Consider the following 24,094-nt stretch of genomic DNA (forward strand, 5'->3'; position numbering starts at 1 on the left):
AGCCAAGTTCGTAAAAAAGTCGAAAGAGAAAGACAAGCCGTTCATGTTCGATACGGCGCTTCAGGCCAAGACTGAGAAACTGCTCGGCGTCAAGGGCTTTGTCACGAACATACCTGAAGAAACGATGTCGAGCGCGAATGTGATCTCATACTATCGCGATCTCTGGCATGTGGAGCAGGCGTTCCGTATGAGCAAATCTGACCTGCAGTCAAGGCCGATCTTCCATCGAACCCAGGACTCCATCAGAGCTCATATGCTCGTCTGCTTCATGGGCCTGATGATGGGTAAATATCTGGAAATCAATACGGGACTGTCGTTACGGAAGGTCCGTGACGAGTTGTGGAAGGTTCATGAAGCGCAGATAGTGGATCAGAGAACCGGCGTGATGCACATGATGCAGATGGACGCGGGCGAACTCACCAGCAGCTTACTTGAGAAAATCGGGGTGGACGAGTTTTCGCACTAAATGGCGAACTCGGGAATACTTCCGGCAGGGATCATTGCTGCGCGACCGGGCACATAGAGCGTTTTGGTGTCGGTGTCGAAATGCCTGAAGATTTCGGCGTTTCAGAAGCAGTTTCCTGTGACGCATGAAAAACGGGTGCGTCTCTGGATGGACGATATTCGTTTTGGTTTGATTATGCGATGCATTATTTTGTATGGAAAAACGAATAATAGTCGATTATCTATGTAAAATAAGATTTGATGCGGATTGAAAAGAGGCTCAGGCCATTCGGTGGCGTGCCGTTGACCCATAGTACCCTGCTTTCGTTACTCGCCGAATACCGATCACCAAACGACAAGATTGCCCGGATGATCGACCAAGGGGCTCTATTGCCCATAAAGAGGGGGTTGTATGCGGTATCGCCCGATATTACCGGCATTCCGCTTTCCCTGCCGCTTATGGCGAACCTGCTGTACGGCCCCTCCTATGTTTCGATGGACTACGCCCTTTTCCATTACGGAATCATTCCTGAACGGGTGAACGAGGTGACTTCGATGACGATAAAAAGGGGAAAGGCGTATGATCTCTCAATCGGTCGCTTTTCCTATATCCATTCACACCCTATCTTGTATTCCATCGGTATTGACAGGGTTGAAAATGAGGATCGAACCGGCTACCTCCTGGCCTCACCCGAAAAGGCGCTCTGTGACAAACTCATCTTTACCCGTAATCTTCATGTCCGCTCACAGAGGGCATTCTACGAGCTCTTGTTTGATGACCTGCGCATTGATGAAGATGTATTGGCTCATTTCGACCCCGAAGTGATCAGGGCATGCATGTCGGCAGGTGTGAAGGTTGAACTGCTTCGTATGCTGTGGCAGCTGGTCAATGGTGTTCAACGGGAGGCGTTATGAGGGTGCTGGGGCAAATGCTTGAGAACTATGATACGACGACCGCCGAAGGGGTTGAAAACGGGCTGCGTGAGGTTATGCAGGAGGTCGCGCTGGCCGGATTGTACAGGGGGGGATTCTTTGAGAAGGCAGCCTTTTACGGAGGGACCTGCCTGAGGATTTTTTACGGCTTGCCCAGATTTTCAGAGGATCTTGATTTTTCACTTCTGGCCTCCGATCCCGAATTTTCACTTGAGCCTTACTTCAAGGCCCTCAGGGATGAGTTTTCATCCCTGGGCCTTCAGGTCGAGATTTCGGCAAAGCGGAAAACGGTCCGTACGGGTATCGAGTCGGCATTCCTGAAAAGCGACTCCCGTCTTTTCAGCCTTGCCGTGCATGCCGCCAAAACAATCAAGATCAAGTTTGAGGTTGATACCCACCCACCCCCGGGATTTATGACTGAAGAGAAGCTGCTGTTGCAGCCGTTTTCCTTCTATGTCAAATGTTTCGGCCTGCAGGATCTTTTTGCAGGCAAGATGCACGCACTGCTGTACAGGAACTGGAAAACCCGGGTGAAGGGGCGGGATTGGTTTGATTTTGAATGGTACGTCAGAAACGGCATCGCAATGAATCTCGCGCATTTCGTCATGCGTGCCAGATGCAGCGGTCACTTGAAGGAGGAGTCCCTTTCGGAACAGGGATTCCGCGACCTGCTTCGGCGGCGGATCAACGGGCTTGATGTTTCGGCAGCTGTGAGCGACGTGTCACGGTTTGTGCCGGATGCCGCGGCATTGAAAATCTGGTCCCGTGAATATTTCAACGATCTGGCAGAAAGGATGCGTATCACACAACGATGAAGCTCCTCTATCAGGGAGGCCTTGAGTTTCCCCGCACGAAGCGGCAGCAGCCGGTTCGCTGCAGGCCGGCACCATCTTCATCTTCTGCATTCCGACGCCGCGTCTGCAGCGGCCATCTGCGTTACAGGGATACGGGGTCATCTGGCTAAGGAGCGGATGGCTCTGCCATATGATTCTGCCGGGTTATCCGCCGGGCAGAATATCAACACTCAATTCTTAGAGGTCCCCTATGGTTATGCTGGCGCTCAGGAGCATGATGCACAGCCTGCAGTGTGACGACAATTGCCAATATGCAAAGCCCGGTTCGGGGTTGTTTCCGCGTTTTCCTCACCAACACCAGCCGGCAAACACTGCAGAAGCCAAACCCCCGCACGTCCCGTATGGTCAAGGATTTCTTGTCTGGCTTCGGCCGGTAGTGAATGTTTTTGCAGTAGCCGGCATTGCGGCATCCATTCCGGAATGCAATGACTGTTGCAATGACTGTTTCAGTTCCGCCATCTTTACAGCTGCCGGCATGCAGAGAGAGAGAGAGCCTTCGATTGCTGCCTGGTGATGCTTGAGCCGGATGCATTGCCGGGTTACTCTTTGTAATGGCTTTTCATCCCTTATTGTTATGTTTCGTGTTGCAAAGAGAAGCGTCCTGCCGGCCCCCTTTGCTCTCTCAGGCGTGCTGTAACATTAAAAAACGTTGCGGGAAATGGGTCAGGTAGAGCTCAGAAGAGCACTGAAAACAGTCGATAAGGACGGGCTTATAAACCTCGTCTGCGATTTGTACCGCCATCACAAACAGGTGAAGGACTATCTGGATTTCTATGTCAATCCCGATGAAGAGGCGCTGTATGCCAGGTGCAGGGAAAAGGTGCTCCGGGCATTCTTTCCGAAACGGGGGTATGCACTCCGGCTTGCAGAGGGACGCAAAGCGATTGCCGAGTTCAGGATATTCGGGGGAGGCAATGCGATGCTTGCCGACCTTATGCTCTGCTATGCCGAAAACGGCGTGGCCTATACCAACGAGTATGGCGATATTTCGATGTCGTTTTACGACAGCGTATCGGGCGTGTACCGCAAGGCGCTGTTGCTGATGCGTGACGAAGGTCTTCTTGACCGGTTCAGAAAGCGGGCCAGGCTCCTTGTGGATGAAACGGATGGAATCGGTTGGGGATTCCATTCCGATATGATGGATGCGTTTGCGGAATGTTACGGCATGCCTTCGAAAAGGAGCAGCAGATGATTGCACTCCATTGTTCGGTACAGGATGGTACAGCGATGCTCTGGAGCGAAGGGCGTGCTGTGGGAGATATTCTGGAGCTGCGCAGGGCGCTGAGGGCCGCCGGTCTGCGGGTTCCGGTCCGGAGGCCGATGCTGAGGGAGCTTGTCGCCTGGCTTCCTCATCGAGGTCAGGAAAGGGTGCCCTCCTCGCCCCTGCTTGGCCCGGAACCCGAAAGGCGCCGGAAATCCTCGCTCAAGCCGGTATGGATAACCGTTCTTCCCCTCGATACTTCCCTCGCTGCAGCACTTTTCTCCTGCATGCGCGGGGGAGGCATTCCCGGTTCAGGCGTTTTGTTCGGGTCGTCCCTCTTCTGGACAATGCATCTTTTCGAAACTGCATTGCATCTTGTTGCCACAGAGCGATATCTTCCATCCCTTGTCCGCGGGCCTCTGCAGTGGGAAGGGCGATGGGTTCCCTACCCTGCAGATTCCACCTCCCTGCGTCTCGACGCGTTGGCCGAGGCCATGCCGCCGGTATCCCGCTGTCTTTCATCCGGCCTGAAGAAGCGTCCCGGAACCGCTGGAAAGGAGGTGCAGGCATCTCTGCTGCAGGGCTTTGTGGACTCGCTTGTCCGGCTCTCATTTGCCGGCAAGGGCCGTATGAAGGCAACACCGCTGACGCTGCATGACGCCTGGATGCAGTCGCTTTCAGCCGTCATTCCGGAAATGTACTGGGAACGTAAGCCCGAAGTCGAAGCGTTTGCCCTGGAGCTTGCCGAGTGGCGGCGCCCCCTGGACGTGTATGCCCGCTCTCCTTTCAGGTTCTGCTTCCGGCTTCTCGAGCCAGGCCCGAAAACGAAAAAGGATATCTGGCGGCTCACCTATATGTTGCAGCTGAAGAGCGATCCGAGTCTCCTGCTTGAGGTCGCTGACCTCTGGGATCCGGAAAGCGACGCGTCGGTACAGGCAAGGAGTTACGGGGTTGATTATACGGAGTTCATGCTTCTGGCGCTCGGCCAGTCGTCCGCCCTGTACCCGGCCATCAACGTCGCACTGAAGCGTAAAAAGCCAGACGGCCTGAAGCTCGGTACCGAGGCGGCGTTCCGGTTCCTTACCCTATACGCTCCCGCTCTCAGGGCTGCCGGGTTCGTCGTCATGCTTCCCTCATGGTGGGTCGGGAGGGGGCCGATGCACAGGATGGGGCTGAGTGTCCGGGTAAAAGCACCGGTCATGCAGGGTGCTGGCGGCGGTATGGGGCTCGACACGCTGCTTTCATGCGATTACCGGGCCTCGCTCGGGAGCGATCTGTTCGATCTTGATGAACTCCGCCGCCTTGCCGCACTGAAAATGCCTCTGGTAAGGGTAAGGGGGCAGTGGCGGCAGCTTGACCGGCAGGAACTTTCCGAAGCGGTGCGGTTCCTTGAAAAACAGCAGTCCGCCGAAAAGAGCGCGCGCGATGTGCTTTCGGCGGCTGTCGGTGCCGGTTCTCTCGAGACGGGTCTCAGCGTCCAGAGGGTCGATGCCGATGGCTGGATGAAGGAGCTGCTCCTGAAGCTCAAGGGGGAGAGCCGTTTCGAGCTGCTCCCCGAGCCGGAGCGTTTTCATGGAACGCTTCGGGCCTATCAGGTGAAGGGGTATTCGTGGCTTGCATTCTTGAGGACCTGGGGCCTCGGTGCCTGCCTGGCCGACGACATGGGCCTTGGCAAGACGGTACAGACCCTCGCTCTTCTCCAGGAGGAGCGCAACAGGGGAGAAAAACGCCCGGTTCTCCTTATCTGCCCTACCTCAGTCATAAACAACTGGAGAAAGGAAGCCGCACAGTTTACACCCGATCTTCCTGTACTGGTGCACCATGGTGCCGACCGGCTGAAGGCCGCTGCCCTCAAAAAGGCATCCAATGCATCGGCTCTGGTGATTTCAAGCTACGGGCTGCTGTTTCGTGATATCGGCGTATTGTCAAGTATGCAGTGGGCGGGCGTCATTCTCGATGAAGCCCAGAATATCAAGAACCCCGAAACGAAGCAGGCGAAGGCTGCCAGGTCATTGCGATCGGATTACCGCATAGCGCTCACCGGCACGCCGGTCGAAAATCACGTCGGCGATCTCTGGGCGTTGATGGATTTCCTCAACCCCGGCTTTCTCGGCACGCAGGCCTTCTTCAAGGACCGTTTTTTCAACCCGATCCAGTGGTACCAGGACAGCGCCGCCTCTGAACGGCTGAAAGCCATGACGGCGCCATTCATCCTCCGCCGTCTGAAAACCGATCGTACGATCATAACCGATCTGCCCGACAAAATTGAAATGAAGCAGTACTGCACCCTTACCCGGGAGCAGGCTTCGCTGTACAAGGCGGTTGTCGACGAACTGCAGGAGAAGATCGAATCTTCAGAAGGAATAGAGCGCAGGGGCATGGTGCTTGCATTGCTGGTCAAACTCAAGCAGGTCTGCAATCATCCCGTACAGTTTCTCGGGGATAATTCGAGTGTTGCTGATCGTTCAGGCAAGCTGCAGCGGCTCCTTGAACTGCTTGCGGAAATCCGGGAGAGCGGCGAGCGCACGCTGGTGTTTACCCAGTTCAGGGAGATGGGCAGCCTGCTTCAGGGCCATCTGCAGGAACGGCTGGGTGAGGAGGTGTTTTTTCTGCACGGCTCGTTATCAAGAAAAAAGCGTGACGAAATGATCGAGACGTTCCAGAATGGTGACGATGCACCGCGGATTTTCATTCTTTCCCTTAAGGCGGGCGGGTCCGGATTGAACCTGACCAAAGCCAGCCATGTCATTCATTATGACCGCTGGTGGAATCCTGCCGTTGAAAACCAGGCGACGGACAGGGCGTTCCGAATCGGGCAGAAGCTCAATGTGGAGGTACACAAATTCATCACCGCGGGAACGCTTGAAGAGCGGATTGATGAGATGATCGAGAAAAAAACGTCTGTTTCCGGAACGGTTCTCGGAAACGGCGAGCAGTGGCTGACGGAACTCTCGAACAGCGATCTTAAAAAACTCGTCATGCTTGGTCGTGATGCAACAGGAGAATAACCCTATGGCTTCTTACGGCTGGTACAGGCCTTCTGTTCCCAAAAAGGTCGATAACGGAATCAAGGCAGTGAACAAACGGGGTGCGTTTGGGCGAGAGTGGTGGGGAAAAGAGTGGATCATGCGGCTCGAGCGTTTCAACGACAGTGCGCGTCTCGGCCGTGGGCGTGCCTATGCCCGCAAGGGGCAGGTGACCGGACTTTCCGTCACATCTGGCGGTGTTACGGCGAAAGTCCAGGGTTCACGGACGAGGCCCTACAGCGTATCAATACGGCTCACGCCTTACTCGGAGGAAGAATATCAGCGACTTCTCGGGGTGCTCGGCCTTCAACCCGTTCTTGTGGCACGCATGCTTGGTGGAGAGATGCCTGAAGCGATTGCCGGCATCTGCCGCAAAGAGGGGCTGCCGCTTTTTCCTGCATCCTTCAGCGATATTGAAGCATCCTGCTCCTGTCCCGACTATGCGGTTCCCTGCAAGCATCTTGCCGCCGTGTTTTATCTGCTTGCCGAAGCATTCGACCGGGACCCGTTTCTGCTTTTCACCCTCAGGGGCGTCGAAAAGGATGCGCTCTTCAAAGCGCTTGGCGGAACCCTTTCTCCTGAACCGGCACCGGAAAGCAAAAGAAAGAAGAAGATTGCCGAACCGCTGCCGCCGGACCCTGAATCCTTCTGGCACGCCGCAGCGGACCTGTCAGGGTTGCCTGCACTTTGCGATGAAGAGGTCAATCTGCCGGCAGTACTGGTACGTCGTCTCGGTCCGGTTCCGTTCTGGCGCTCCAAAATGAATTTTATTGCGGAAATGGAGCTGATGTATAAAAGCGCGTCCGCCTGCATTGGCGAAATAAGGCTGCAGTCGGAGGATGCGGAGGCGGAGTCCCGGGGATGATGCTGTTCATGCGTGATGACTCCATTGTCCCTTCTATGCGGGAGGTGTTGCGGACCTGCCCCCGAAGTCACCCTCGAAGATACCTCCGAAGGTACCCCCGAAGGTATCGGGCGCGTTCTACGGTCAGGATGCCGGCACTATGGGAATTGAGGGAATTATCCCGATATTAAAAGCATGAACAGGAATTCAGCGACATTTTTTCTGCCCTGTTTCTGTCAGGCTGTTTTCGGGATAATCCGGGGAACGAGAGAGTGATGGGTGGTGGGGTGGTGGGCAATAGTGGATTCGAACCACTGACCTCTTGCGTGTGAAGCAAGCGCTCTAACCAACTGAGCTAATTGCCCTTTCCTGAAGGAAGTCCGTTAAGGTAATGATTGCAGGTGATTTGTCAAAACGATGGGCTTAACTAAAATCATGACTTCATATGGAACTGAACCTTTCTGAACTCCACCTTCCGGAGCCCAACCTGAAGAACGTCGCGGGCGCTGCCGGTACCGCACTGCTGCTTCCTCTCGGCATGCCGGTCGTGCACGGCCTTGCCGGCATTGCCATCGCAGGCCTCGGCATCTTCGCCGCCGGTACCGCCGTTTCGAAAGTCGCCGGGGCGCTCAGCGGCAGCAGGGAGCCGGCCCCGGCACCGGCACCCGCTGCAGAAGAGGGGAGTCTGGAGGACCGGCTGAACTCGCCCTTCTGAAAAGAACGCTTCAGGGAACGCTCTTCCTCCCTCTGTGGTTGGATGCTGTTGAATGTGTCTCAGCTATAACTCAATCAACAGCATCCGGCTGATGTCCCTGTCGCGATTCTTTCTCCTGTGGAGCATCCCGCTCCTGCTTCTTTCCGTTCTCGGAGGGTGCAGGGGTGCGGACGATTCCCCGGTGTACGTGCAGGCGGCAGCCGGTCAAGAACAGGAGTGCCCCATGCCATACAATCCACTCAGCCCTGACGAGGAACAGGTTATCGTGCACAAGGGCACGGAAATGCCGTTCACCGGGAAATACTACCTGAACAGGGAGGAGGGTGTGTACCGCTGCCGCCGCTGCGATGCCCCGCTCTTCCGCTCCGAAGACAAGTTCCAGTCAGGCACGGGATGGCCGAGTTTCGACGACGCGATTGACGGCGCGGTGCGTCAGGTGCCGGATGCGGACGGCAGAAGGACGGAAATCGTCTGCAATACCTGCGGTGCGCACCTCGGCCATGTGTTTTTCGGCGAGTCCATGACCCCGAAAAACGTCCGCCACTGCGTGAACTCCCTCTCGCTTGATTTCCAGCCGGCAGCTCCCGCACCGCAGGCCCTCCAGACTGCCGTGTTTGCCGGAGGCTGTTTCTGGGGGGTTGAGCACCAGCTCCAGAAACTGAACGGTGTGCACTCTGTCGTCTCCGGCTATACCGGAGGCACCAAAGAGAACCCGACTTACCGGGAGGTGTGCAGCGGCACGACCGGGCATGCCGAAGCGGTCGAGGTTACCTATGACCCTGCAGTTGTGGATTACCAAACCCTGGCCCGGCTCTTTTTCGAGATCCACGACCCTACAGAGCTGAACCGCCAGGGGCCCGATGTCGGTACCCAGTACCGTTCCGCAGTGTTCTACCGGGATGAGGAACAGCGCAGGGTGGCCCTGGAGCTCATCGGGAAGCTCAAAGAGAAGGGATACAAGGTCGTGACCACCGTCGAGAAAGCGGGCCGGTTCTATCCCGCAGAGCAGTACCATCAGGACTACTACAAAAAAAGCGGCCACGAGCCCTACTGCCATATCTATCAGAAACGGTTCTGAACCGGTCCGCCCTCGCTCGCATACTCTCTCTTTCTTTGGCATAAAGTTGGAGCCATCTGCTTGACAGGTGGCTTTTTTTATGCTATGTTATTAGCATATGCCAATAATTGCATTGGCAGGAAGAGTTCAACCAAAGGGGAGGCCGTGATATGCCGAGACCTATGAAGTGCCGCAAAATAGGGTGTGATCCCGAGTATCTTGCCTTCAAGCCGGCGGGCATTCCGCCCGGTGAGCTTGAGGCGGTCGAGATGTCGTTCGACGAGCTCGAGGCGATACGGCTTGCTGACTATCTTGGACTCTACCAGGAGGAGGCTGCGGGCCGTATGCACGTCTCGCGCCAGACGTTCGGCAACATCCTTTCCTCGGCCCGAAAGAAGGTCGGGGAGATGCTGGTGTCGGGAAAGCAGTTAACCATAACAGGAGGATCGATCATGATGACGGAAAAAAGGACGTTCAGGTGTGCTTCATGCAGCCATGAGTGGAGCCTTGAGCACGGCGTGCAGCGCCCGCTCTCGTGCCCCTCATGCGGGAGCGACAATATCCACCGCAGTTCGCCGGGCGGCGGGTTCGGCGGAGGGCGTGGGGGCGGAGGACGGTGCCGCGGGCTTCGTACCGGTCTCAACCGCAGCGGTCAGGGGGAGGGTCTCGGTCAGGGGCTCGGGCAGGGGATCGGCAGGGGTGCCGGTACGGTGCATGACCACGACCACAGCCATGACCACAGCCATGACCACGCCAATGGCGGCAGGCAGGAGACGGAAGGGGGTGCGGCGTGAAAGCGGTACTTCCCCTCGAAGAGAACGCCGGCATGGAGTCGGCGATGTGCGAACATTTCGGCAGCGCACCATTTTTTGCGGTTGTCGACACCCTGACAGGCACCGCCCAGATTATCCGGAACCCGAACAGTGAGCATGTGCACGGGCAGTGCACCCCTGCCGACGCATTTGCCGGTATGGGGGCTGAAATTGTGATCTGCAACGGTATCGGTGCCCGGGCGGCCTCCAAGATGCAGGCACAGGGTATCGGTGTCTACCTTGCCGATCTTTCGCCGACGCTCGGTCATGCTCTCAAGCGTTTTATGGCGGGTGAGCTGGTGAAGGTAAGTGCGGACCAGGCCTGCCAGGGCCACGACTGCCACTGAGGTATCAGGGGTCAAAAGTCAGGTGAGCAGCAGAAGGCTCAGCGCCATAATGGCCATGCCGGCTATGAGGCCGGTGATGGCCAGGTGGTGCTCCCCGTACTCTTCAGCGGCGGGCAGCAGCTCGTCAAGTGAGATGTAGACCATGATGCCGGCCACAGAGGCCAGAACGATACCGAGAACGAACGGGGTAAGGAAGGGTTTGAGGATCGTATAGCCGACCAGTGCGCCGAGCGGCTCTGCAAGGCCGGAGAGGAACGAGAGGCTGAAGGCCCGTTTCCGGCTTTTCGTGGCAAAATAGATCGGCACGGCGACCGCCATTCCCTCCGGGATGTTGTGCAGGGCGATGGTGGCGGCAATGACGATGCCGAGTTCCTGGTTCGAGAGCGCACTGAAGAACACGGCCATGCCTTCCGGAAAGTTGTGTATGGCGATGGCTGCCGCCGTGAAGATCCCCATCCGGTGGAGTCTTGTGTCGCTTTTTTCAGCATCGGTCATGGGGCCGATCATGGACATTTCATGGGGGTTCTCGAAGCTTGGGACCATCTGGTCGATCGCCCAGGTGAAGAGCATCCCGCCGAAAAACGAGATCGTCGATACCCAGGCCCCTGCCTTTATTGAAAGACCCGCCGAGAGCGCCTCCTGTGATTGGGGGATGATTTCCATGAACGATACATAGAGCATGATCCCCGCTGAAAAGCCCAGCGAAAGGGCCAGAAACCGTTTGTTCGTATGCCGGACTGCAAGCGCCATGGCGCTGCCGATGCCGGTTGAGAGTCCCGCCAGGAGGGTGAGGAGAAGTGCTGCCTGAAAATTGCTCATCGGGGCATTTCTCCAGGAGAGGGTTCCATGGCGGTAAGAAGCGCGCCAGCTTCTTCGACGCTCTGACAGACGGTGTAGTACCCTTCATAGCCCCCCGAGACCATGCCCTCGGCTGCAATCTGGCTGAAAAAACCCAGCAGCGGGTTCCAGAATCCGTTCAGGTTCAGCAGGACGATCGGTTTGCGGTGGTGGCCGAGATGGCGCCAGGTGATGACTTCAATCAGCTCGTCGAGGGTGCCGAACCCGCCGGGAAGGACGAGGTATGCATCGCCCCACTCGGCAAGTTTCATTTTCCTCTCATGCATGGTTTCGACAACGAGGAGTTCCGAGAGAGCCTGGTGGGCGACCTCCCGCTCTTCAAGGAAACGCGGGATGACTCCCCTGACCCTGCCTCCGTTCTCCATCACGGCATCGGCGATGCAGCCCATGAGCCCTACCTTCCCCCCGCCGAACACCAGTTCGATTCCATGCAGGGCAAACGTTCTGCCAAGGGATGCCGCGGCCTGGAAATACTCCCGGGGAGCGTTGTTGCTGGAGCTGCAGTAGACGGTGACTGAGTGGTTCATGGTTGTTTGTACTGGAGGGTTATGCTGTCCGGGGACTGGCGGTAGACGTAGGTCTCGGGGGATTCGATGCACGCTTTCTTCCATTTTTCTCCGGCCCGTTCCCAGAGGTCGGTATCTTCGGCATAGTCGAGCCCACGGAATCCCTCAAGGTCCATAAACACCTCCCTCAGGCCGAAGAACGTTCCGCCGAGTATGCACTGGCGGACGTCAATCAGTTTGTCAGGGTTGTGGCGGTCACGGACCATGGTGCCCGCCGGGCAGCGGAATCCTCCGGTGATGAGGTCCGGGGCGCCGGGGCTCTGCATGAGTGCCATGCGGCTGCCAAGGTGGTCGGGAAGGTAGATGTCGTCGGAATCAAGGAATGTGACGTAGCGGCCGAAGGAGGCCTGTATGCCGGCATTCCTTGACAGCGGTGCTTTGCGGTTGCTGTGCTTCATGTAGCGGATGGCAGGGTATGCTTCGAGCCATGGGCTGAGAGCCTCGAAGGTTCCGTCGGTGCTTCCGTCGTCGACGACGATGAGCTCCCAGCTGGAAAACGTCTGGCGGGTGAGGCTTTCTATGGCCTCTGGGATGAGGTGCGCGCGGTTATAGGCCGCCATCACGACCGATACTGCCGGAAGGGGGGCGAACATCATGGCTTCGCCGCCCTGATGGCCAGGGCGCAGACCAGCATGCCGGCAACGAGGAAGTTCTGCGCGATGGCGTTGTAGCGGACGTCGAAGCTACCCGGGTTCCTTACCAGCGGGAACTGAAGGATGAACTGCGGGATGATGAAGAGGAGGGTGAGGGCCGAATAGATCTGTTCGCCTATCGAGAGCATATAGAGGGCAGCAAGGAGCTGGCCGAGGTTTATGAGGACGGCGGCGATTAGGGCGGCCCTCCGTTCTCCGAACACGACCGGCAGCGTTCGTATGCCCGCAAGGCGGTCGCCCTCCATGGACTTGAAGTCGTTGATGGTCATGGTGCCGGTGCTTGACAGGGTAAAGAGGCCGGCAACAATCAGCGACGGTGCGAGCGCGGGTATGGTGAGGGTTCCGTGGTAGGCGATATGGCCTGCCATCCATGGGATGATGAGGTAGGAGATGGCAACGATGATGTTGCCGGCCCAGAGCCGCTTTTTCAGCTTGATCGGGTTGGCGCTGTAAAGGTGCGCGTTGATGATGCCGATGATGACGTAGAGGCCGATGAGCGGATGGATGAACCATCCTGCCACAACCGAAAGAAGGGACCAGACGGCGATGAGCCAGGTGGCGCTTTTGAGCGATATCGAGCCACCGGGTATGGGGCGTCGAGGCTCGTTGATTTCGTCGAGGTCACGGTCGAAATAGTCGTTGAGCATCTGGCAGGTGCCGCTGGCCAGGGGGCCGGTGAGCAGCATGCCGAGAATGAATTTCATGCCCGTCAGATCCTGCCAGCCGAATGCTCCGCTCGCCACGGCGCCGCACAGGAAGCTCCACATGACCGGGATCCAGGTGACCGGTTTAAGGAAGCGGATGATGAGTGCGGCTTTTTCAAGGGGTTGGGATAGGAACATTGCCTCCCTGTGACAAAGGTGGTTTGATGAAGATCCGGCCGGCATAAAATACTACGAAAAATGCAAAAACGGGAACAGGATGGGGGAAAACTATTGTTGGTATTCGTACATTTTCATTCCTTCAGGCCGTTCACTTCCAGTTCAAGCGGCGGCCTGTTGAACCTCAGGATACAGGAGAGACAGCATGGCACGTTCCAGCCTCTTTCAGGAGATGAAAAAGACCTTCCTCCTGCACGCCATCGCAGCACATTTCAGCAGTGGTCTCGTTCCGGCAGCCCTGCTCTATCTGCTCCTCACAATCCAGACCGGCAATGTGTTTTTCGAGCGCACCATCAGCCATCTCATTCTCGTGACCCTTTTTGCCGTACCCGTTTCAATCTTCTCCGGCGTGAACGACTGGCGAACGAAGTTCCGCGGGGCAATGGCTCCGATTTTCATGAAAAAGCTCATGCTTTCCGGACTGCTCTTTTTCCTCTGTCTGGCGAGCCTCGCCATCCGCTTCATCCATCCTGATGTCATGGCTGAAGGCGGGCTTCTGCTCGGGGCATACGCCGGCCTCCACCTTGCAATGCTGCCGGTTGTGATCCTGCTCGGCCACTACGGCCGGAAGCTCTCCTCTCAGCTCTGCCAGACCGGCAGGCCTGAATCGCCCCTCAACCCTTATTGAATCGATTGGTGAGCGTAATCCGGCTGGAACATGATCATTAAATGACCGATCAAATGACCATCAAATGACCGATCAAATGACCATCACATGACGATCACGGACATCCGCCTCATGCCGCTCGGGGAAGAAGATGCCGATGAGGTGCTCGACATCTTCAACCCGTATACCACAAACGGTTTTGCCGCCTATACCGACAAGCCTCTCGGGGAGGATGCCGCTGCTTCATTTATCCAGCCCTCGACCGGCTACCCTGCATGCATGGCCCGGACCTCCGACGGGGGATACGCCGTCGGGTTCGGCATGCTCCGTCCCTACAGCCCGCTCCCGGTGTTCATCCGGACGGCCGAATTGACTCTTTTCCTGCGTGAAGGCTGGACGGGCCGGGGCATCGGAACCCTGATGCTCGACCATCTGGTTGGGGGAGCCGTCCTTATGGGCATTACAACCATCCTCTCCTCCATATCCTCCCTGAACCCTCTGAGCATACGGTTCCATCAGAAGAGCGGGTTCAGGGAGTGCGGACGGCTTGAGGGGGTGGGGGAGAAGTTCGCTCACCCGTTCGATGTCCTCTACTGCCAGAAAGATCTGCCGCCCATTTCCTGAACCCATTGCGTGTTACTTCCGCCCATGATCCAGACGACGCTTCTTCCCGTATTCATTTCTGCCTCGGTGCTGCTCGCACTCTCTCCCGGCCCCGACAATATCTTCGTCATGACGGAGTCTGCCCGCCGTGGCTGGCGCTCCGGCTTCGTCATCACCCTCGGGCTCTGTACGGGCCTTATCTTCCACACCCTCTCCGTCGCGTTCGGTCTTGCCGCCCTCATCCGGGGTTCCGTTCTCATCTTCACCCTTCTGAAAGCTGCCGGAGCACTCTACCTTCTCTTCCTCGCCTACCGGTCGCTTACCCCTGAAGACGGGACTGAGGGGGCAGCTGGGGCAGAGGGTGCCGATGGGGCAGCAGCGGCCTCGCCTGCTTCCAGACTCTACCGGAGAGGCATCGTGATGAACATCACGAACCCCAAGGTATCACTGTTCTTTCTTGCTTTCCTGCCGCAGTTCGCCGATCCAGACAACGGTGCCCTCATGCCGCAGTTCCTCATGCTGGGCCTGCTGTTCATCGCCGCATCCCTCATCGTCTTCACCCTCCTCAGCATCATTGCCGCCAATGCCGGCAGACGGCTCCGGCAGTCGGCCCGTGCACAAAGGCTCACCGGGCGCTTCATGGCGCTCCTGTATGTCGGCCTTGCCCTGCGTCTTGCTCTCGGAGAGCGCTGAGGCCTGCTAGCAGCCGGCTGCTCTCCAGCATCTCTTCGGTGCCCGATCGGCAGCGCTTTTCCTTTTTGAAATCTGTACAGAATTATGTACTATAGAACGTACTTAATAATGCATCAAATATGTATTCAAATACGTATCAAAAAGAAATCGGGCTGGAGGAGTATGGAGAGAATCAATCTTGAGGAGGATATCCGGCCGCTGTCGGAGTTCCGGGCGCATACGGCTTCATTCCTCGATCATGTGAAGAGGACAGGCAGGCCCCTTGTCCTGACGCAGCACGGCAAAAGTGCCGCGGTGCTTCTTGACGTGCGGGAGTACCAGCGGCTTCTTCTCTCTGCCGGATGCGGCACGCCGGCATCGGCCGAGGGCGGCGTACAGCCTCTTTAGTTGCCTGATATGGTTGCATGAAATGGTTGCCTGAAACGATTTTTATACAGCAGATATTTTGAAACGCGCCATGATTTTGCGATACTTTACATTCTCATCTAAAATGGAGGAATTCTGATGAAGCGGTTCAGGTTAAGCCATGCAGGCCTTTTGCTTGCGGCGCTGGTGTCGATGCTTTTCTTCTCCTCCCCGGCCGAAGCATCGAGGCCCCTGGTCATTGATTCATACATCGTGAAGGATCTCGGGTATTCCCGGGTCTTCATGCAGAAAGATACCTCACGGCTCATCAGGCCGGCAAGCCTCACCAAAATCCTCACCGCAGTCATCGCCCTCGAGAGCGGAAAGCTCGACCAGGTGGTGGTCATTTCCCCTGCAGCCACCGGTGTGGAGCCAACGAAAGCCGGGTTCCGTCCCGGTGACAGGATCCTGCTCCTGGATCTTGTGAAAGCCTCCATGGTCAACTCCAGCAATGACGCAGCCTTCGCCATTGCCATCCATCTCAGCGGCAGTGTCGAAAAGTTCGTCAGGGCCATGAACTACAGGGCCCGCGCCATCGGCATGAAGAACTCCACGTTCACGAACCCGGCAGGGTTCGATACCGGCCGTTACACCGGGAACTATTCAACGGCAGAGGATCTGCTCGCACTTACGGAGTATGCCATCCACAATCCGCTCTTCAATGAAATCGCCATGCTGGAGTCCATCGTGGTCCGCGATCAGCGCTCCGGAAGGTATTATCTGCTCAGAACCCACAATAAGCTGCTGGCCCGCTACCCCTACGCCGTCGGCATCAAGACGGGCTTCACACGCAGTGCCGGCAAGTGCCTCATCGCCCGTGCCCGCAAAGAGAACCGCGACATGCTGCTCGTCATGCTCAATGCAAGGGGTGATCGCTGGACGATGGCCGAAGAGATGTTCGAAAAAGCCTTTGCCGCTCCCGCCTCATCAATGCGCCGGTATGCTGAGGCGGAAGGCACGTCTCCCGGCGGACTCGAATGGATGCATGGCGGGAGGGTCGAGTGAGGGTGCGCCATGTCGTCATGTGGCGCCTCAGGGATGATGCAGGGGGAGTGGGCAGGAAAGAGTATGCGGCACTGCTTGCAGGGGAGCTTGAGGCTCTCGGGGGTCTCATTCCCGGCATTCTCTCTATCGAGGCCGGTGTGGATGACGGCTGCCCCGGAGAGGGATTTGACCTGGTGCTTGTTTCCGACTTCCCGGACTGGGATGCGCTTGAGGCCTATCAGCGCCATCCAGAGCATGAGCGGGTCCGCGCCCTTGTAGCCGGTGCGGCTGCTTCGCGTGCCGTTGTCGATTACCAGCTCAGCTGACGCCAGTCACCGGCTGCAGAGCCCGGACTGCTTTTCTTGGCGAAGGCCGAAAGAGTTCAGTGCGGCTTTTTTCTCTCTGCGGGGGGGGGATGTAAAAAAAAGAGGCTGTCTCAGCTCCAAGTCTGAGACAGCCTCCTGCAGTTTGTATGGCCGGGCGGTGATTCAGTCGGTCAGCGAGTCTTCTGCTTCGATCCAGTCGTCGATATGCGATCCCGGCTGGCATCCTTTCTGTTCCCAGCGGTAGTAGGCGGCGATCCTGATCTGCTCTGCGCGGACCTCGGGGGAGACAGCTTTCGAGGCTTTTGTTTTCTTTGCGGCAGCTTTGGGTTTCTCCGCGGCTTTTGCGGGGGCTTTTTTCACTGCAGGCGCTTTCTTTGCGGGTTCAGCCTTCTTTTCCGGAGCGGGTTTCTTTGCAGCTGTTTTTGCGGGAGCTTTTACCGCTGCTTTTTTTGCAGGAGCCTTCTCCGCTGCTTTTTCAGTCGTTTTTTTAGCCATGATAGGTATGAGTGCTTGGAATTACCGTTGTCTGTTGCTTATCTCCGTCATTCCAGTCCATCCCGGTCCGTTATCCCTTCGTAATGAGCGGGTCGGATAGCAGGTCGGATATGGAATTAATTTTCAGAAGATACGAAATAATCTTGTATAGGGACATTCGGCAGGTTATTTTTTTCAACCCTGTAACCTCCCCCGGGGCTGGATTTTCCTCCGGTGGCGGGCAGGTGTTTTCATCACGGTCAGCGGGTACACATGAATCGGTCCAATAAAGGCATACGCAACTGGAAAAGGAACCTTCGGGTTTTTTTCTATGCTGTCCTGCGCAAAAGCCGCTACCTGAAGGGTAACCACAGGACCTTTTTCCGCCTCTCGCTCGACGCCCTCCTGGTCCAGCTCAATCTCAATCAGGATTTCCCCTTTCTTTTCGTCGCAATCTTTGTCGGCCTTACTACCGGGTACGTGGCCGTCATGTTCCATGACGCTATTCTGGTGCTCAGCTCATTTCTGTTCGGTACAGCAGAGCTGTTGCCGGCCAATTGGAGCTATTTCCTCATTCCCTTCATACCCGCTCTTGGCGGGCTTGTCGTCGGCCTCTACAATGCCTATGTGGTGAAGAGCCGTCCCGGCCACGGTCTTGCCTCGGTCATCAAGGCCGTGGCACAGAACAACGGGATGATCGGCAGGCGCCACTGGATCCACAAGACCTTCACCTCCGTCATGAGCATCGGTACGGGCGGCGGCGGCGGCAGGGAGGCGCCGATCCTGCAGGTCGGTGCGGCCATCGGCTCGGCCGTCGGCCAGATGCTGAAGTTTTCTCCCGACAGGACAAGGACGCTGCTCGGATGCGGAGCGGCCGCCGGTCTTGCCGCGGTGTTCAACGCACCCATCGGCGGCGTGATGTTCGCCATCGAGGTGATTCTCGGCGACTTCAGCGTCAAGACCTTCAGCCCCATCGTCGTCGCCGCTGTCGTCGGCACCGTGCTCTCCCGCAGCTTTCTCGGGAGCTCCCCGACCTTCCAGGTCCCGCCCTACACGCTTGTCTCCAACCTTGAACTGCCGCTCTACTTCATTCTGGGTGTGCTGGCCGGCCTGTCGGCAGTGCTCTTCATCAAAACGTATTATTCCATCGAGGAGTGGTTCAACCGGATGGAAAAGCGGTTCGGCATTCCCGTCTGGGCCGTTCCTGCCATCGGCGGCCTCGGTTGCGGCCTCATCTGCATGTGGCTGCCGGGACTGTACGGGTACAGCTATGCCGTTGTCGACAGTGCGCTGAGGGGCGAGGAGACCTGGACCGGCATGATCAGCGTCTACCTCTTGAAGCCGGTCGTTGCCGGCCTCAGCGTGGGTTCGGGCGGTTCGGGCGGCATGTTTGCCCCTGCAATGAAAATGGGCGCCATGCTCGGCGGCATGTTCGGCAAGCTTGTCAACATGCTGGTTCCCGGCATGACGGCTGCATCAGGCGCGTATGCGCTTGTCGGCATGGGGGCTCTGACGGCCGGCATCATGCGGGCTCCGATGACCGTCATCCTCATCCTTTTCGAAGTGACGGGCCAGTACGAGATCGTGCTTCCCATCATGTTTGCCGCTGTGACCTCGGCCCTCATCGCACGTCTGGCCTACCGTCACTCCATGGAGACCTATGTGCTGGAGAAGGAGGGTGTGCGGGTCGGCTACGGCATTGCGCTGTCGGTTGCCGAGAACATCAGCGTGCTTGATGTGATGCGTACCGACTTCATCAAGTTCAATGACGTCACGAGGGTCGAAAAGGTGCTGGAGGTCTTCCACAGCACGCCCGAATCGAACTTCCTAGTCATCAATGACGATAACCAGTTTGTGGGGATGATCCGCCTTGAGGAGATGAGCATCATTCTGCGTGACGGCATGTTTGCGGGGCTGATTGCCGAGGATGTCATGAAAAAAGAGGTACCGGTGCTCTACGATTCATCGAAGCTTGATGAAGCCCTGAAGTTTTTCGAGGTCGCCGACTATACGAACGTTCTGCCGGTCATTTCGAAGCGTTCCGGCAAGCTGCTCGGCATCGTCCGGCAGGAAGAGGCATTCTCCTACTATCGCAAGCAGATGAACCTCTATGGTTCAGACAGCGCTGATCCCTCCCGGTCAGCATGATCTTTCGGCAGTCGATGCTTCTCTCTGCTGTTCTTTTTTCCCCTTCGGCCCCCTCGGGCCGTGCGCCGATCATCCGGCCGTACCCTGAACCCCATCCGTAACATTAACGATCTGTAAGTATGGACAACAAGAGATGTATCCCTCTGGCATGCTATCCATGCCTCTTCCAGCAGCTCCACTCCCTGGTGAAAATTACCGGGATGGACCAGAAGAACGGAAAAAGGCTTTTTGAGCATGCATTCTCGCAACTGCTCGAAACAGGAGGCGAGGGTATTGTCGTGCAGCATGTCGTAAGGGCTGCTACTGACATGGCCGCTGCTTTGAGCGGCATGGGGAACCCTGATGAGGAGTATGATCCCTATAAGGCAATCAAGCAGCACTCGAATGATCTGGCAATGGCGTATGCTCGTGAGTTCCGCAGGAAGATCCTTGAGGCTCCGGACCGGCTTGCCTATGGCGTGCTTATTGCCGCAGCCGGCAATATCATCGATTTCGGGGCCAAACAGCACGGATCCCTTGATGTGGAAGCCGAACTCAGGACCCTCGATGAACGTGAATTCGGCCGCTTTGATTTCCAGGAGTTTTCTTCACGCCTCCGTAAGGCCAAGAAACTGCTCTACATCTGTGACAACGCCGGTGAGATTGTTTTCGACAGGCTCTTCATCGAGACCCTGACCGCTGCCTATCCGGAGCTTGATGTTACCTGTGCCGTGAGGGAACGACCGGTCATCAACGATGCGGTGGCTAGTGATGCTCTCTATGTAGGCATTGACGAAGTTGCCCGGGTGGTCTCATCCGGCAGCATCTATCCCGGAACCATTCTTGAGGAAACCTCTCCTGCATTCAGGTAGCTGTTCAGGGATGCGGACCTCATCATTTCAAAAGGCCAGGGCAATTTTGAAACCCTTCATGCCGATGCCGATCTGCGCCTGTTTTTCATCCTCCGGATCAAATGTGATCCTGTTGCCGGGCTTTCGGGCGTGGCGAAAGGAGAGCTGGTCCTCATGCAGGGTGGCGGAGGAGTGTAAAGAAGGGGTAACGAACGAAGGGGTTACCTATCGTTTCCCGAGTGCAGTGAAGGCCACGACGAAGATGATTGTCACGGCTTCCATCACCATGAAGATGTCTTTCGGCACATAGGCGTTCACCGCCAGCCCGCCGTATTCCAGGAGCGCGAGGAAAGAGGCCGATACCACCAGCCAGAGGGGATGCGCACCGGCAAGCAGTGCCGCCGCGATTCCCGTGAACCCGGCTCCGCCGGTCATTCCTGCTTCATAGAAATGTTTATAGCCGAGCACCAGGTTGGCGGCAGCGAGCCCTGCCGCGGCACCGCCGAGCGCCATGGCTGCCATTACGTGGCGTGCTGGCTGTATGCCTGCATGGAGGGCAGCTTCGGGCCGCAGCCCCGCAGCGCGCATTTCAAAACCGAACCGGGTCTTGAAGATGAGCAGGTAGAAGATGCCGGCTGCCGCAAGGGCGATGAAGAGGGAGGGGTTTGCGGGTGCATTCGGGAACCAGCCGCTGAGGACGGAGAAGTTCGGGATGAGGGCGGAGTCGGCAATCGGCGCCGTATGGACGGTGGAGGGAAGGGCGAAGTGCCGGGTAAGAAGGTAGCCGGCAATGCCTTCGGCAATGAAGTTCAGCATGATGGTCGAGATCACTTCACTGACCCCGAACCGTGTTTTCAGAAGTGCGGCAACGGCGGCCCAGAGTGCCCCGGCCGTCATGGCGGCAAGGATGCACGCGGTTAGCGAGACCGGAGCAGAAAGACCTTCAGGCAGAAGCGCACCGGTAATGGCGGCTGCAAAGGCTCCCATGAGGAGCTGTCCCTGTGCTCCGATGTTGAAGAGGCGGAGACGGAAGGGGAGTGCTACGGCAAGCGCGGTACAGATGAGCGTGGTGGTGCGGAACAGCACCTGCCCCTGTCCGTAAGGGGAGAGGAGGGTTGTTTGGAGCATTTTAGCGAAGATCATGACGGGATCCCGACCCGTGAGGGCTATGATGCATGCGTTCAAAAGGAGCGCTGCCAGGACGGAGACGAGGGGAACGAGGAGTGTCCGGGTTGAGGGTTTCATGGGAGGGGGCAGGGTCAGGTTATGTGAAGCCCGATTTCTCTATGGAACAGGATGGCGCCGGTGCGTTTTCTGGCGGTCTCCTCAATGCCGAACTCGTGGCGGATCGTGCCGCGGTAGAGGCAGCCGATGCGGGTGGAGAGGGCGGTGAGTTCCTCAAGTTCAGTTGAGATGAGGAGGATGGCGACTCCGGCCCGGCGTGCTTCCAGGATTTTTTGGTGTATGGACCCGGTGGCGCCGATATCGACCCCGCGTGTGGGCTGGGCGAGGATGAGGAGCGAAATTCCCGGCCGCGTCAGTTCGCGGGCGACCACCACTTTCTGCTGGTTGCCGCCGGAGAGTGACAGAAGCGGCTGGAGCTCGGGGTCAGGGCAGCGGATGTCGTAGGCTGTGACGAGTTGCGCCGTGTATGCTTCGATGGCCGCTCTGCTGAAGCCGGGCCCCCGGTGGAACGCTTTTTCCCGGTGTCGTCCGAAGATGAGGTTCAGCGATACGGGAAACTCTCCGACCACTGCGTCGCGAAGGCGGTTTTCGGGAACGACCGATACGCCGAGGTCCGAGATTTCATCCGGGCGGAGTCCCGGAAGCGGAACGCCGTTGAGGAGGACTTCGCCCTTGGTGCTGCCGCCGGGAGGCACATGCCCCCCGAGCACCTGGAGGAGTTCGGCCTGGCCGTTACCCTCAACCCCGGCAATGCCGTATATCTCCCCGGCCCGTATCGTGAAACTGAGCCCCCGGAGCTTTTCTCCGCCTTTGGGTGTAAAGAGCCGGAGGTCCCGGACCTCAAGCACCCTTTCCCGGGGCTCGTGCGCCGGGTTTTCAACCTGCAGCGAAACGCTTCTGCCTACCATCATTTCCGCAAGTTCCTGACGTGAGACACTCCCGGCCAGCATGGTGCCGACGATCCGGCCTTTCTGCATGACGCTGAGGGTATCGGCAATGCTGAGCACTTCGTCGAGCTTGTGGGTGATGAGGATGATGGTGCGGCCTTTTGCCGAGAGAGCACGGAGGGTGTCGAACAGCCGCCCGGTCTCCTGCGGGGTCAGTACGGCGGTTGGTTCGTCGAGGATCATGATGGATGCATCGCGCAAAAGGAGCTTCAGCAGTTCCACCCGCTGTTCTTCTCCTACGCTGAGATCCCCGCAGCGTGCGTCGGGATCGACCTCGAGCCCGTAGGCTTCGGCGCAACGGGCGACCATGGACCGGATTTTCTGTTTCGGTACGGGGTGGAGGAGGCGGCTCTGTTCGTGGCCGAGCATGATGTTTTCGGCAACGGTAAGTTCTTCGACCAGCATGAAATGCTGGTGGAGCATGCCGATTCCGGCTTTTATGGCCTGACGGGGGGAGGGAAAAACAGCGCGGCGTCCCTTGATGAAGATCGTGCCCGATACTGGGCTGATGAGGCCGGCGATGATTTTCATGAGGGTGCTTTTGCCGGCGCCGTTTTCCCCGACGACGGCATGGATGGACCCCTCTTCGATTTCGAGGCTCACGTTCTCCACCGCCGTGACCCCTCCGAAGCGCATCGTCACCCCCTGTAACCCTACTGCTGCTGCCATAATGACCTTCGTTGGTATCGTTGGGGGCCCTTACAGCCAGACCAGGACCGTCTTGATCGATTCCTTGCTGTCGAGTGCCGTACGGTAGGCACGCTCGTATTCGGCAACAGGAAAGATGTTGGTGAAGAATTTCTCGCTGTCGATGGTGCCGGCTTCAAGTTCCCGGACAGCCCGCTCCATCTGTTCGATGGTCGTGATGCTGGAGCAGATGATGACCGGCTCTTTGTGCTGGAGAAGGCGGTAGTCGTAGGCCATTACTTCATAGCTGCCCATGAGCAGGATTTTTGCCTGCTGCTGCATAAGGCGGGCGGCTTTTTCCAGAAGGAGGATCCTTCCGGTGGTTTCAACCACAAGATCGTACTTCCCGTTGAACTCCTCGGTGAAGTCGCCGATGTCGAGTGCGATGTGTTCGGCATGGGAGAGCTGGCCGCGGACGGCGAAGGTTTCGACAGCGTCGATTGCCTTGACGCCGAGTCTATGGAGGTACTCGACCACCATCAGGCCGACTGAGCCGAGTCCGAGCACGAGCACTCTTGAGTCTGCATGCACACCGGTTTTGTCAATACCGCTTATGGCATAGGCGAGAAGTCCCGTGAGGAGGTCGCGGTGTATCGGCGCACGGCCGAGCGGGAGGAGGTTTTCGCGTGCTGTCGGAATCACCTCGGCGTGGCATCCGTAATAGGGTTCCACTCCGGTCCACCGATCTGCCTTGAATGCGTAGACAAAGTCGCCGGGATGGAGGTCGCTGACTTCCGGACCCACCGAGAGAACCTGTCCGATTGCTTCGCTGCCGGGCAGGAGCGGGTAGTTCAGTACCCTGCTGGAGACGGGCTTGTTGGTAAGGAGCAGGCGGTCCAGACCCGGGGTGATGGTGCTTGCGATGGTTTTCACCATGACGTCCCGGGGGCCTGAGGCATCGTAGGTCGCGTGCTGGAGCTTCAGCTTGTTTGCTTTCTGGAGGACGAGTGCTTTTGCGGTTCCCTGCATGAGGATGGATCGGCTGCGTTCTTGGTTGACGGTTGGCATTGCAAG

25 protein-coding genes, 1 tRNA gene and 1 pseudogene are annotated in these 24,094 nt (G+C 57.6%); 18 read left to right on the plus strand and 9 right to left on the minus strand.

The window, feature by feature from the left end:
* From A3K90_RS01215 to A3K90_RS01240, 6 genes are all read left to right on the plus strand, one after another.
* Window positions 1-466: transposase (locus A3K90_RS01215; RefSeq protein ID WP_303680774.1), on the plus strand; the 466-nt coding region annotated here is incomplete at its 5' end.
* A 239-nt stretch (window positions 467-705) separates the two neighbouring features.
* Window positions 706-1,359 carry a hypothetical protein gene (locus A3K90_RS01220; protein WP_303680775.1) on the plus strand — a complete coding sequence of 218 codons (654 nt, stop codon included), beginning with the start codon at window positions 706-708 and terminating at the stop codon, window positions 1,357-1,359.
* Window positions 1,356-2,192, plus strand: coding sequence for a nucleotidyl transferase AbiEii/AbiGii toxin family protein (locus A3K90_RS01225; protein WP_303680776.1), 837 nt, complete (start codon window positions 1,356-1,358; stop codon window positions 2,190-2,192). The genes A3K90_RS01220 and A3K90_RS01225 overlap by 4 nt, the downstream gene beginning before the upstream one ends.
* A 697-nt stretch (window positions 2,193-2,889) precedes the next feature.
* Window positions 2,890-3,423 carry a DUF6155 family protein gene (locus A3K90_RS01230; protein ID WP_011357637.1) on the plus strand — a complete coding sequence of 178 codons (534 nt, stop codon included), beginning with the start codon at window positions 2,890-2,892 and terminating at the stop codon, window positions 3,421-3,423.
* Window positions 3,420-6,440 carry a DEAD/DEAH box helicase gene (locus A3K90_RS01235; RefSeq protein ID WP_303680777.1) on the plus strand — a complete coding sequence of 1,007 codons (3,021 nt, stop codon included), beginning with the start codon at window positions 3,420-3,422 and terminating at the stop codon, window positions 6,438-6,440. Before A3K90_RS01230 ends, A3K90_RS01235 begins: the two co-directional genes overlap by 4 nt.
* Window positions 6,424-7,323, plus strand: a complete 900-nt coding sequence (locus A3K90_RS01240; protein ID WP_303680778.1) for an SWIM zinc finger family protein — start codon at window positions 6,424-6,426, stop codon at window positions 7,321-7,323. The genes A3K90_RS01235 and A3K90_RS01240 overlap by 17 nt, the downstream gene beginning before the upstream one ends.
* A gap of 267 nt (window positions 7,324-7,590) precedes the next feature.
* Here A3K90_RS01240 and A3K90_RS01245 read toward each other — a convergent pair.
* Window positions 7,591-7,667, minus strand: a tRNA-Val gene (locus tag A3K90_RS01245).
* Window positions 7,668-7,747: 80 nt separating this feature from the next.
* Between A3K90_RS01245 and A3K90_RS01250 the strand changes: the two genes are divergently transcribed.
* The 4 genes from A3K90_RS01250 (at window position 7,748) to A3K90_RS01265 (ending at window position 10,233) form a co-directional block, all read left to right on the plus strand.
* Window positions 7,748-8,017, plus strand: a complete 270-nt coding sequence (locus A3K90_RS01250; protein WP_303680779.1) for a hypothetical protein — start codon at window positions 7,748-7,750, stop codon at window positions 8,015-8,017.
* 223 nt (window positions 8,018-8,240) lie between these two features.
* A complete protein-coding gene (locus A3K90_RS01255; protein WP_303680823.1) occupies window positions 8,241-9,095 on the plus strand; it encodes a bifunctional methionine sulfoxide reductase B/A protein in 855 nt (284 codons plus the stop codon).
* 149 nt (window positions 9,096-9,244) lie between these two features.
* Window positions 9,245-9,868 carry a DUF134 domain-containing protein gene (locus A3K90_RS01260; RefSeq protein ID WP_303680780.1) on the plus strand — a complete coding sequence of 208 codons (624 nt, stop codon included), beginning with the start codon at window positions 9,245-9,247 and terminating at the stop codon, window positions 9,866-9,868.
* On the plus strand, window positions 9,865-10,233 hold the full coding sequence (locus A3K90_RS01265) for a NifB/NifX family molybdenum-iron cluster-binding protein (RefSeq protein ID WP_303680781.1): 369 nt from the start codon (window positions 9,865-9,867) through the stop codon (window positions 10,231-10,233). Before A3K90_RS01260 ends, A3K90_RS01265 begins: the two co-directional genes overlap by 4 nt.
* Window positions 10,234-10,251: 18 nt before the next feature.
* On the opposite strand, the gene zupT is transcribed toward A3K90_RS01265, so the two are convergent.
* The 4 genes from zupT to chlG are packed head-to-tail and all read right to left on the minus strand — an operon-like array spanning window position 10,252 to window position 13,152.
* On the minus strand, window positions 10,252-11,052 hold the full coding sequence (gene zupT / locus A3K90_RS01270; protein ID WP_303680782.1) for a zinc transporter ZupT: 801 nt from the start codon (window positions 11,050-11,052) through the stop codon (window positions 10,252-10,254).
* Window positions 11,049-11,618 carry a TIGR00730 family Rossman fold protein gene (locus A3K90_RS01275; protein WP_303680783.1) on the minus strand — a complete coding sequence of 190 codons (570 nt, stop codon included), beginning with the start codon at window positions 11,616-11,618 and terminating at the stop codon, window positions 11,049-11,051. The genes zupT and A3K90_RS01275 overlap by 4 nt, the downstream gene beginning before the upstream one ends.
* A complete protein-coding gene (locus A3K90_RS01280; protein WP_303680784.1) occupies window positions 11,615-12,253 on the minus strand; it encodes a glycosyltransferase family A protein in 639 nt (212 codons plus the stop codon). Before A3K90_RS01280 ends, A3K90_RS01275 begins: the two co-directional genes overlap by 4 nt.
* The gene (chlG, locus tag A3K90_RS01285; RefSeq protein ID WP_303680786.1) at window positions 12,250-13,152 is read right to left on the minus strand and encodes a chlorophyll synthase ChlG; all 903 of its coding nucleotides are present in this window, start codon (window positions 13,150-13,152) and stop codon (window positions 12,250-12,252) included. Before chlG ends, A3K90_RS01280 begins: the two co-directional genes overlap by 4 nt.
* Window positions 13,153-13,336: 184 nt before the next feature.
* Here chlG and A3K90_RS01290 point away from each other — a divergent pair, with 184 nt between their 5' ends.
* From A3K90_RS01290 to A3K90_RS01315, 6 genes are all read left to right on the plus strand, one after another.
* On the plus strand, window positions 13,337-13,819 hold the full coding sequence (locus A3K90_RS01290; RefSeq protein ID WP_303680787.1) for a hypothetical protein: 483 nt from the start codon (window positions 13,337-13,339) through the stop codon (window positions 13,817-13,819).
* 87 nt (window positions 13,820-13,906) lie between these two features.
* Window positions 13,907-14,422 (plus strand): GNAT family N-acetyltransferase, encoded by a 516-nt coding sequence (locus A3K90_RS01295; RefSeq protein WP_303680788.1) that lies wholly within the window; start codon window positions 13,907-13,909, stop codon window positions 14,420-14,422.
* 24 nt (window positions 14,423-14,446) lie between these two features.
* Window positions 14,447-15,094, plus strand: a complete 648-nt coding sequence (locus tag A3K90_RS01300) for a LysE family translocator (RefSeq protein WP_303680789.1) — start codon at window positions 14,447-14,449, stop codon at window positions 15,092-15,094.
* Between the two features lie 162 nt (window positions 15,095-15,256).
* The gene (locus tag A3K90_RS01305) at window positions 15,257-15,481 is read left to right on the plus strand and encodes a type II toxin-antitoxin system Phd/YefM family antitoxin (protein ID WP_303680790.1); all 225 of its coding nucleotides are present in this window, start codon (window positions 15,257-15,259) and stop codon (window positions 15,479-15,481) included.
* 117 nt (window positions 15,482-15,598) lie between these two features.
* Window positions 15,599-16,504, plus strand: a complete 906-nt coding sequence (locus A3K90_RS01310) for a D-alanyl-D-alanine carboxypeptidase family protein (protein ID WP_303680791.1) — start codon at window positions 15,599-15,601, stop codon at window positions 16,502-16,504.
* Window positions 16,477-16,809, plus strand: coding sequence for a Dabb family protein (locus A3K90_RS01315; RefSeq protein WP_303680792.1), 333 nt, complete (start codon window positions 16,477-16,479; stop codon window positions 16,807-16,809). The genes A3K90_RS01310 and A3K90_RS01315 overlap by 28 nt, the downstream gene beginning before the upstream one ends.
* Window positions 16,810-16,971: 162 nt before the next feature.
* On the opposite strand, the gene A3K90_RS01320 is transcribed toward A3K90_RS01315, so the two are convergent.
* On the minus strand, window positions 16,972-17,304 hold the full coding sequence (locus A3K90_RS01320) for a DUF2934 domain-containing protein (RefSeq protein WP_303680793.1): 333 nt from the start codon (window positions 17,302-17,304) through the stop codon (window positions 16,972-16,974).
* Between the two features lie 252 nt (window positions 17,305-17,556).
* On the opposite strand from A3K90_RS01320, the gene A3K90_RS01325 reads away from it, so the two are divergent.
* Together A3K90_RS01325 and A3K90_RS01330 are read left to right on the plus strand one after the other, a co-directional pair.
* Window positions 17,557-19,431, plus strand: a complete 1,875-nt coding sequence (locus tag A3K90_RS01325; protein ID WP_303680794.1) for a chloride channel protein — start codon at window positions 17,557-17,559, stop codon at window positions 19,429-19,431.
* Window positions 19,432-19,550: 119 nt separating this feature from the next.
* Window positions 19,551-20,459, plus strand: a pseudogene (locus A3K90_RS01330) (DUF89 domain-containing protein).
* Window positions 20,460-20,486: 27 nt separating this feature from the next.
* Here A3K90_RS01330 and A3K90_RS01335 read toward each other — a convergent pair.
* Genes A3K90_RS01335 through A3K90_RS01345 form a run of 3 tightly spaced genes read right to left on the minus strand, consistent with a single transcriptional unit; the run spans window position 20,487 to window position 24,049 of the window.
* Window positions 20,487-21,506 (minus strand): ABC transporter permease, encoded by a 1,020-nt coding sequence (locus tag A3K90_RS01335; RefSeq protein WP_303680795.1) that lies wholly within the window; start codon window positions 21,504-21,506, stop codon window positions 20,487-20,489.
* 14 nt (window positions 21,507-21,520) lie between these two features.
* Complete coding sequence (locus A3K90_RS01340; protein WP_303680796.1) at window positions 21,521-23,062, minus strand: ABC transporter ATP-binding protein; 1,542 nt, start codon at window positions 23,060-23,062, stop codon at window positions 21,521-21,523.
* Between the two features lie 30 nt (window positions 23,063-23,092).
* Entirely contained in the window at window positions 23,093-24,049 is a 957-nt protein-coding gene (locus A3K90_RS01345; RefSeq protein ID WP_303680797.1) for a zinc-binding alcohol dehydrogenase, read from the minus strand.
* Between the last annotated feature and the right edge of the window lie 45 nt (window positions 24,050-24,094).

This window comes from Pelodictyon luteolum, assembly GCF_001622165.1.
GTDB lineage: Bacteria > Bacteroidota > Chlorobiia > Chlorobiales > Chlorobiaceae > Chlorobium > Chlorobium luteolum_B.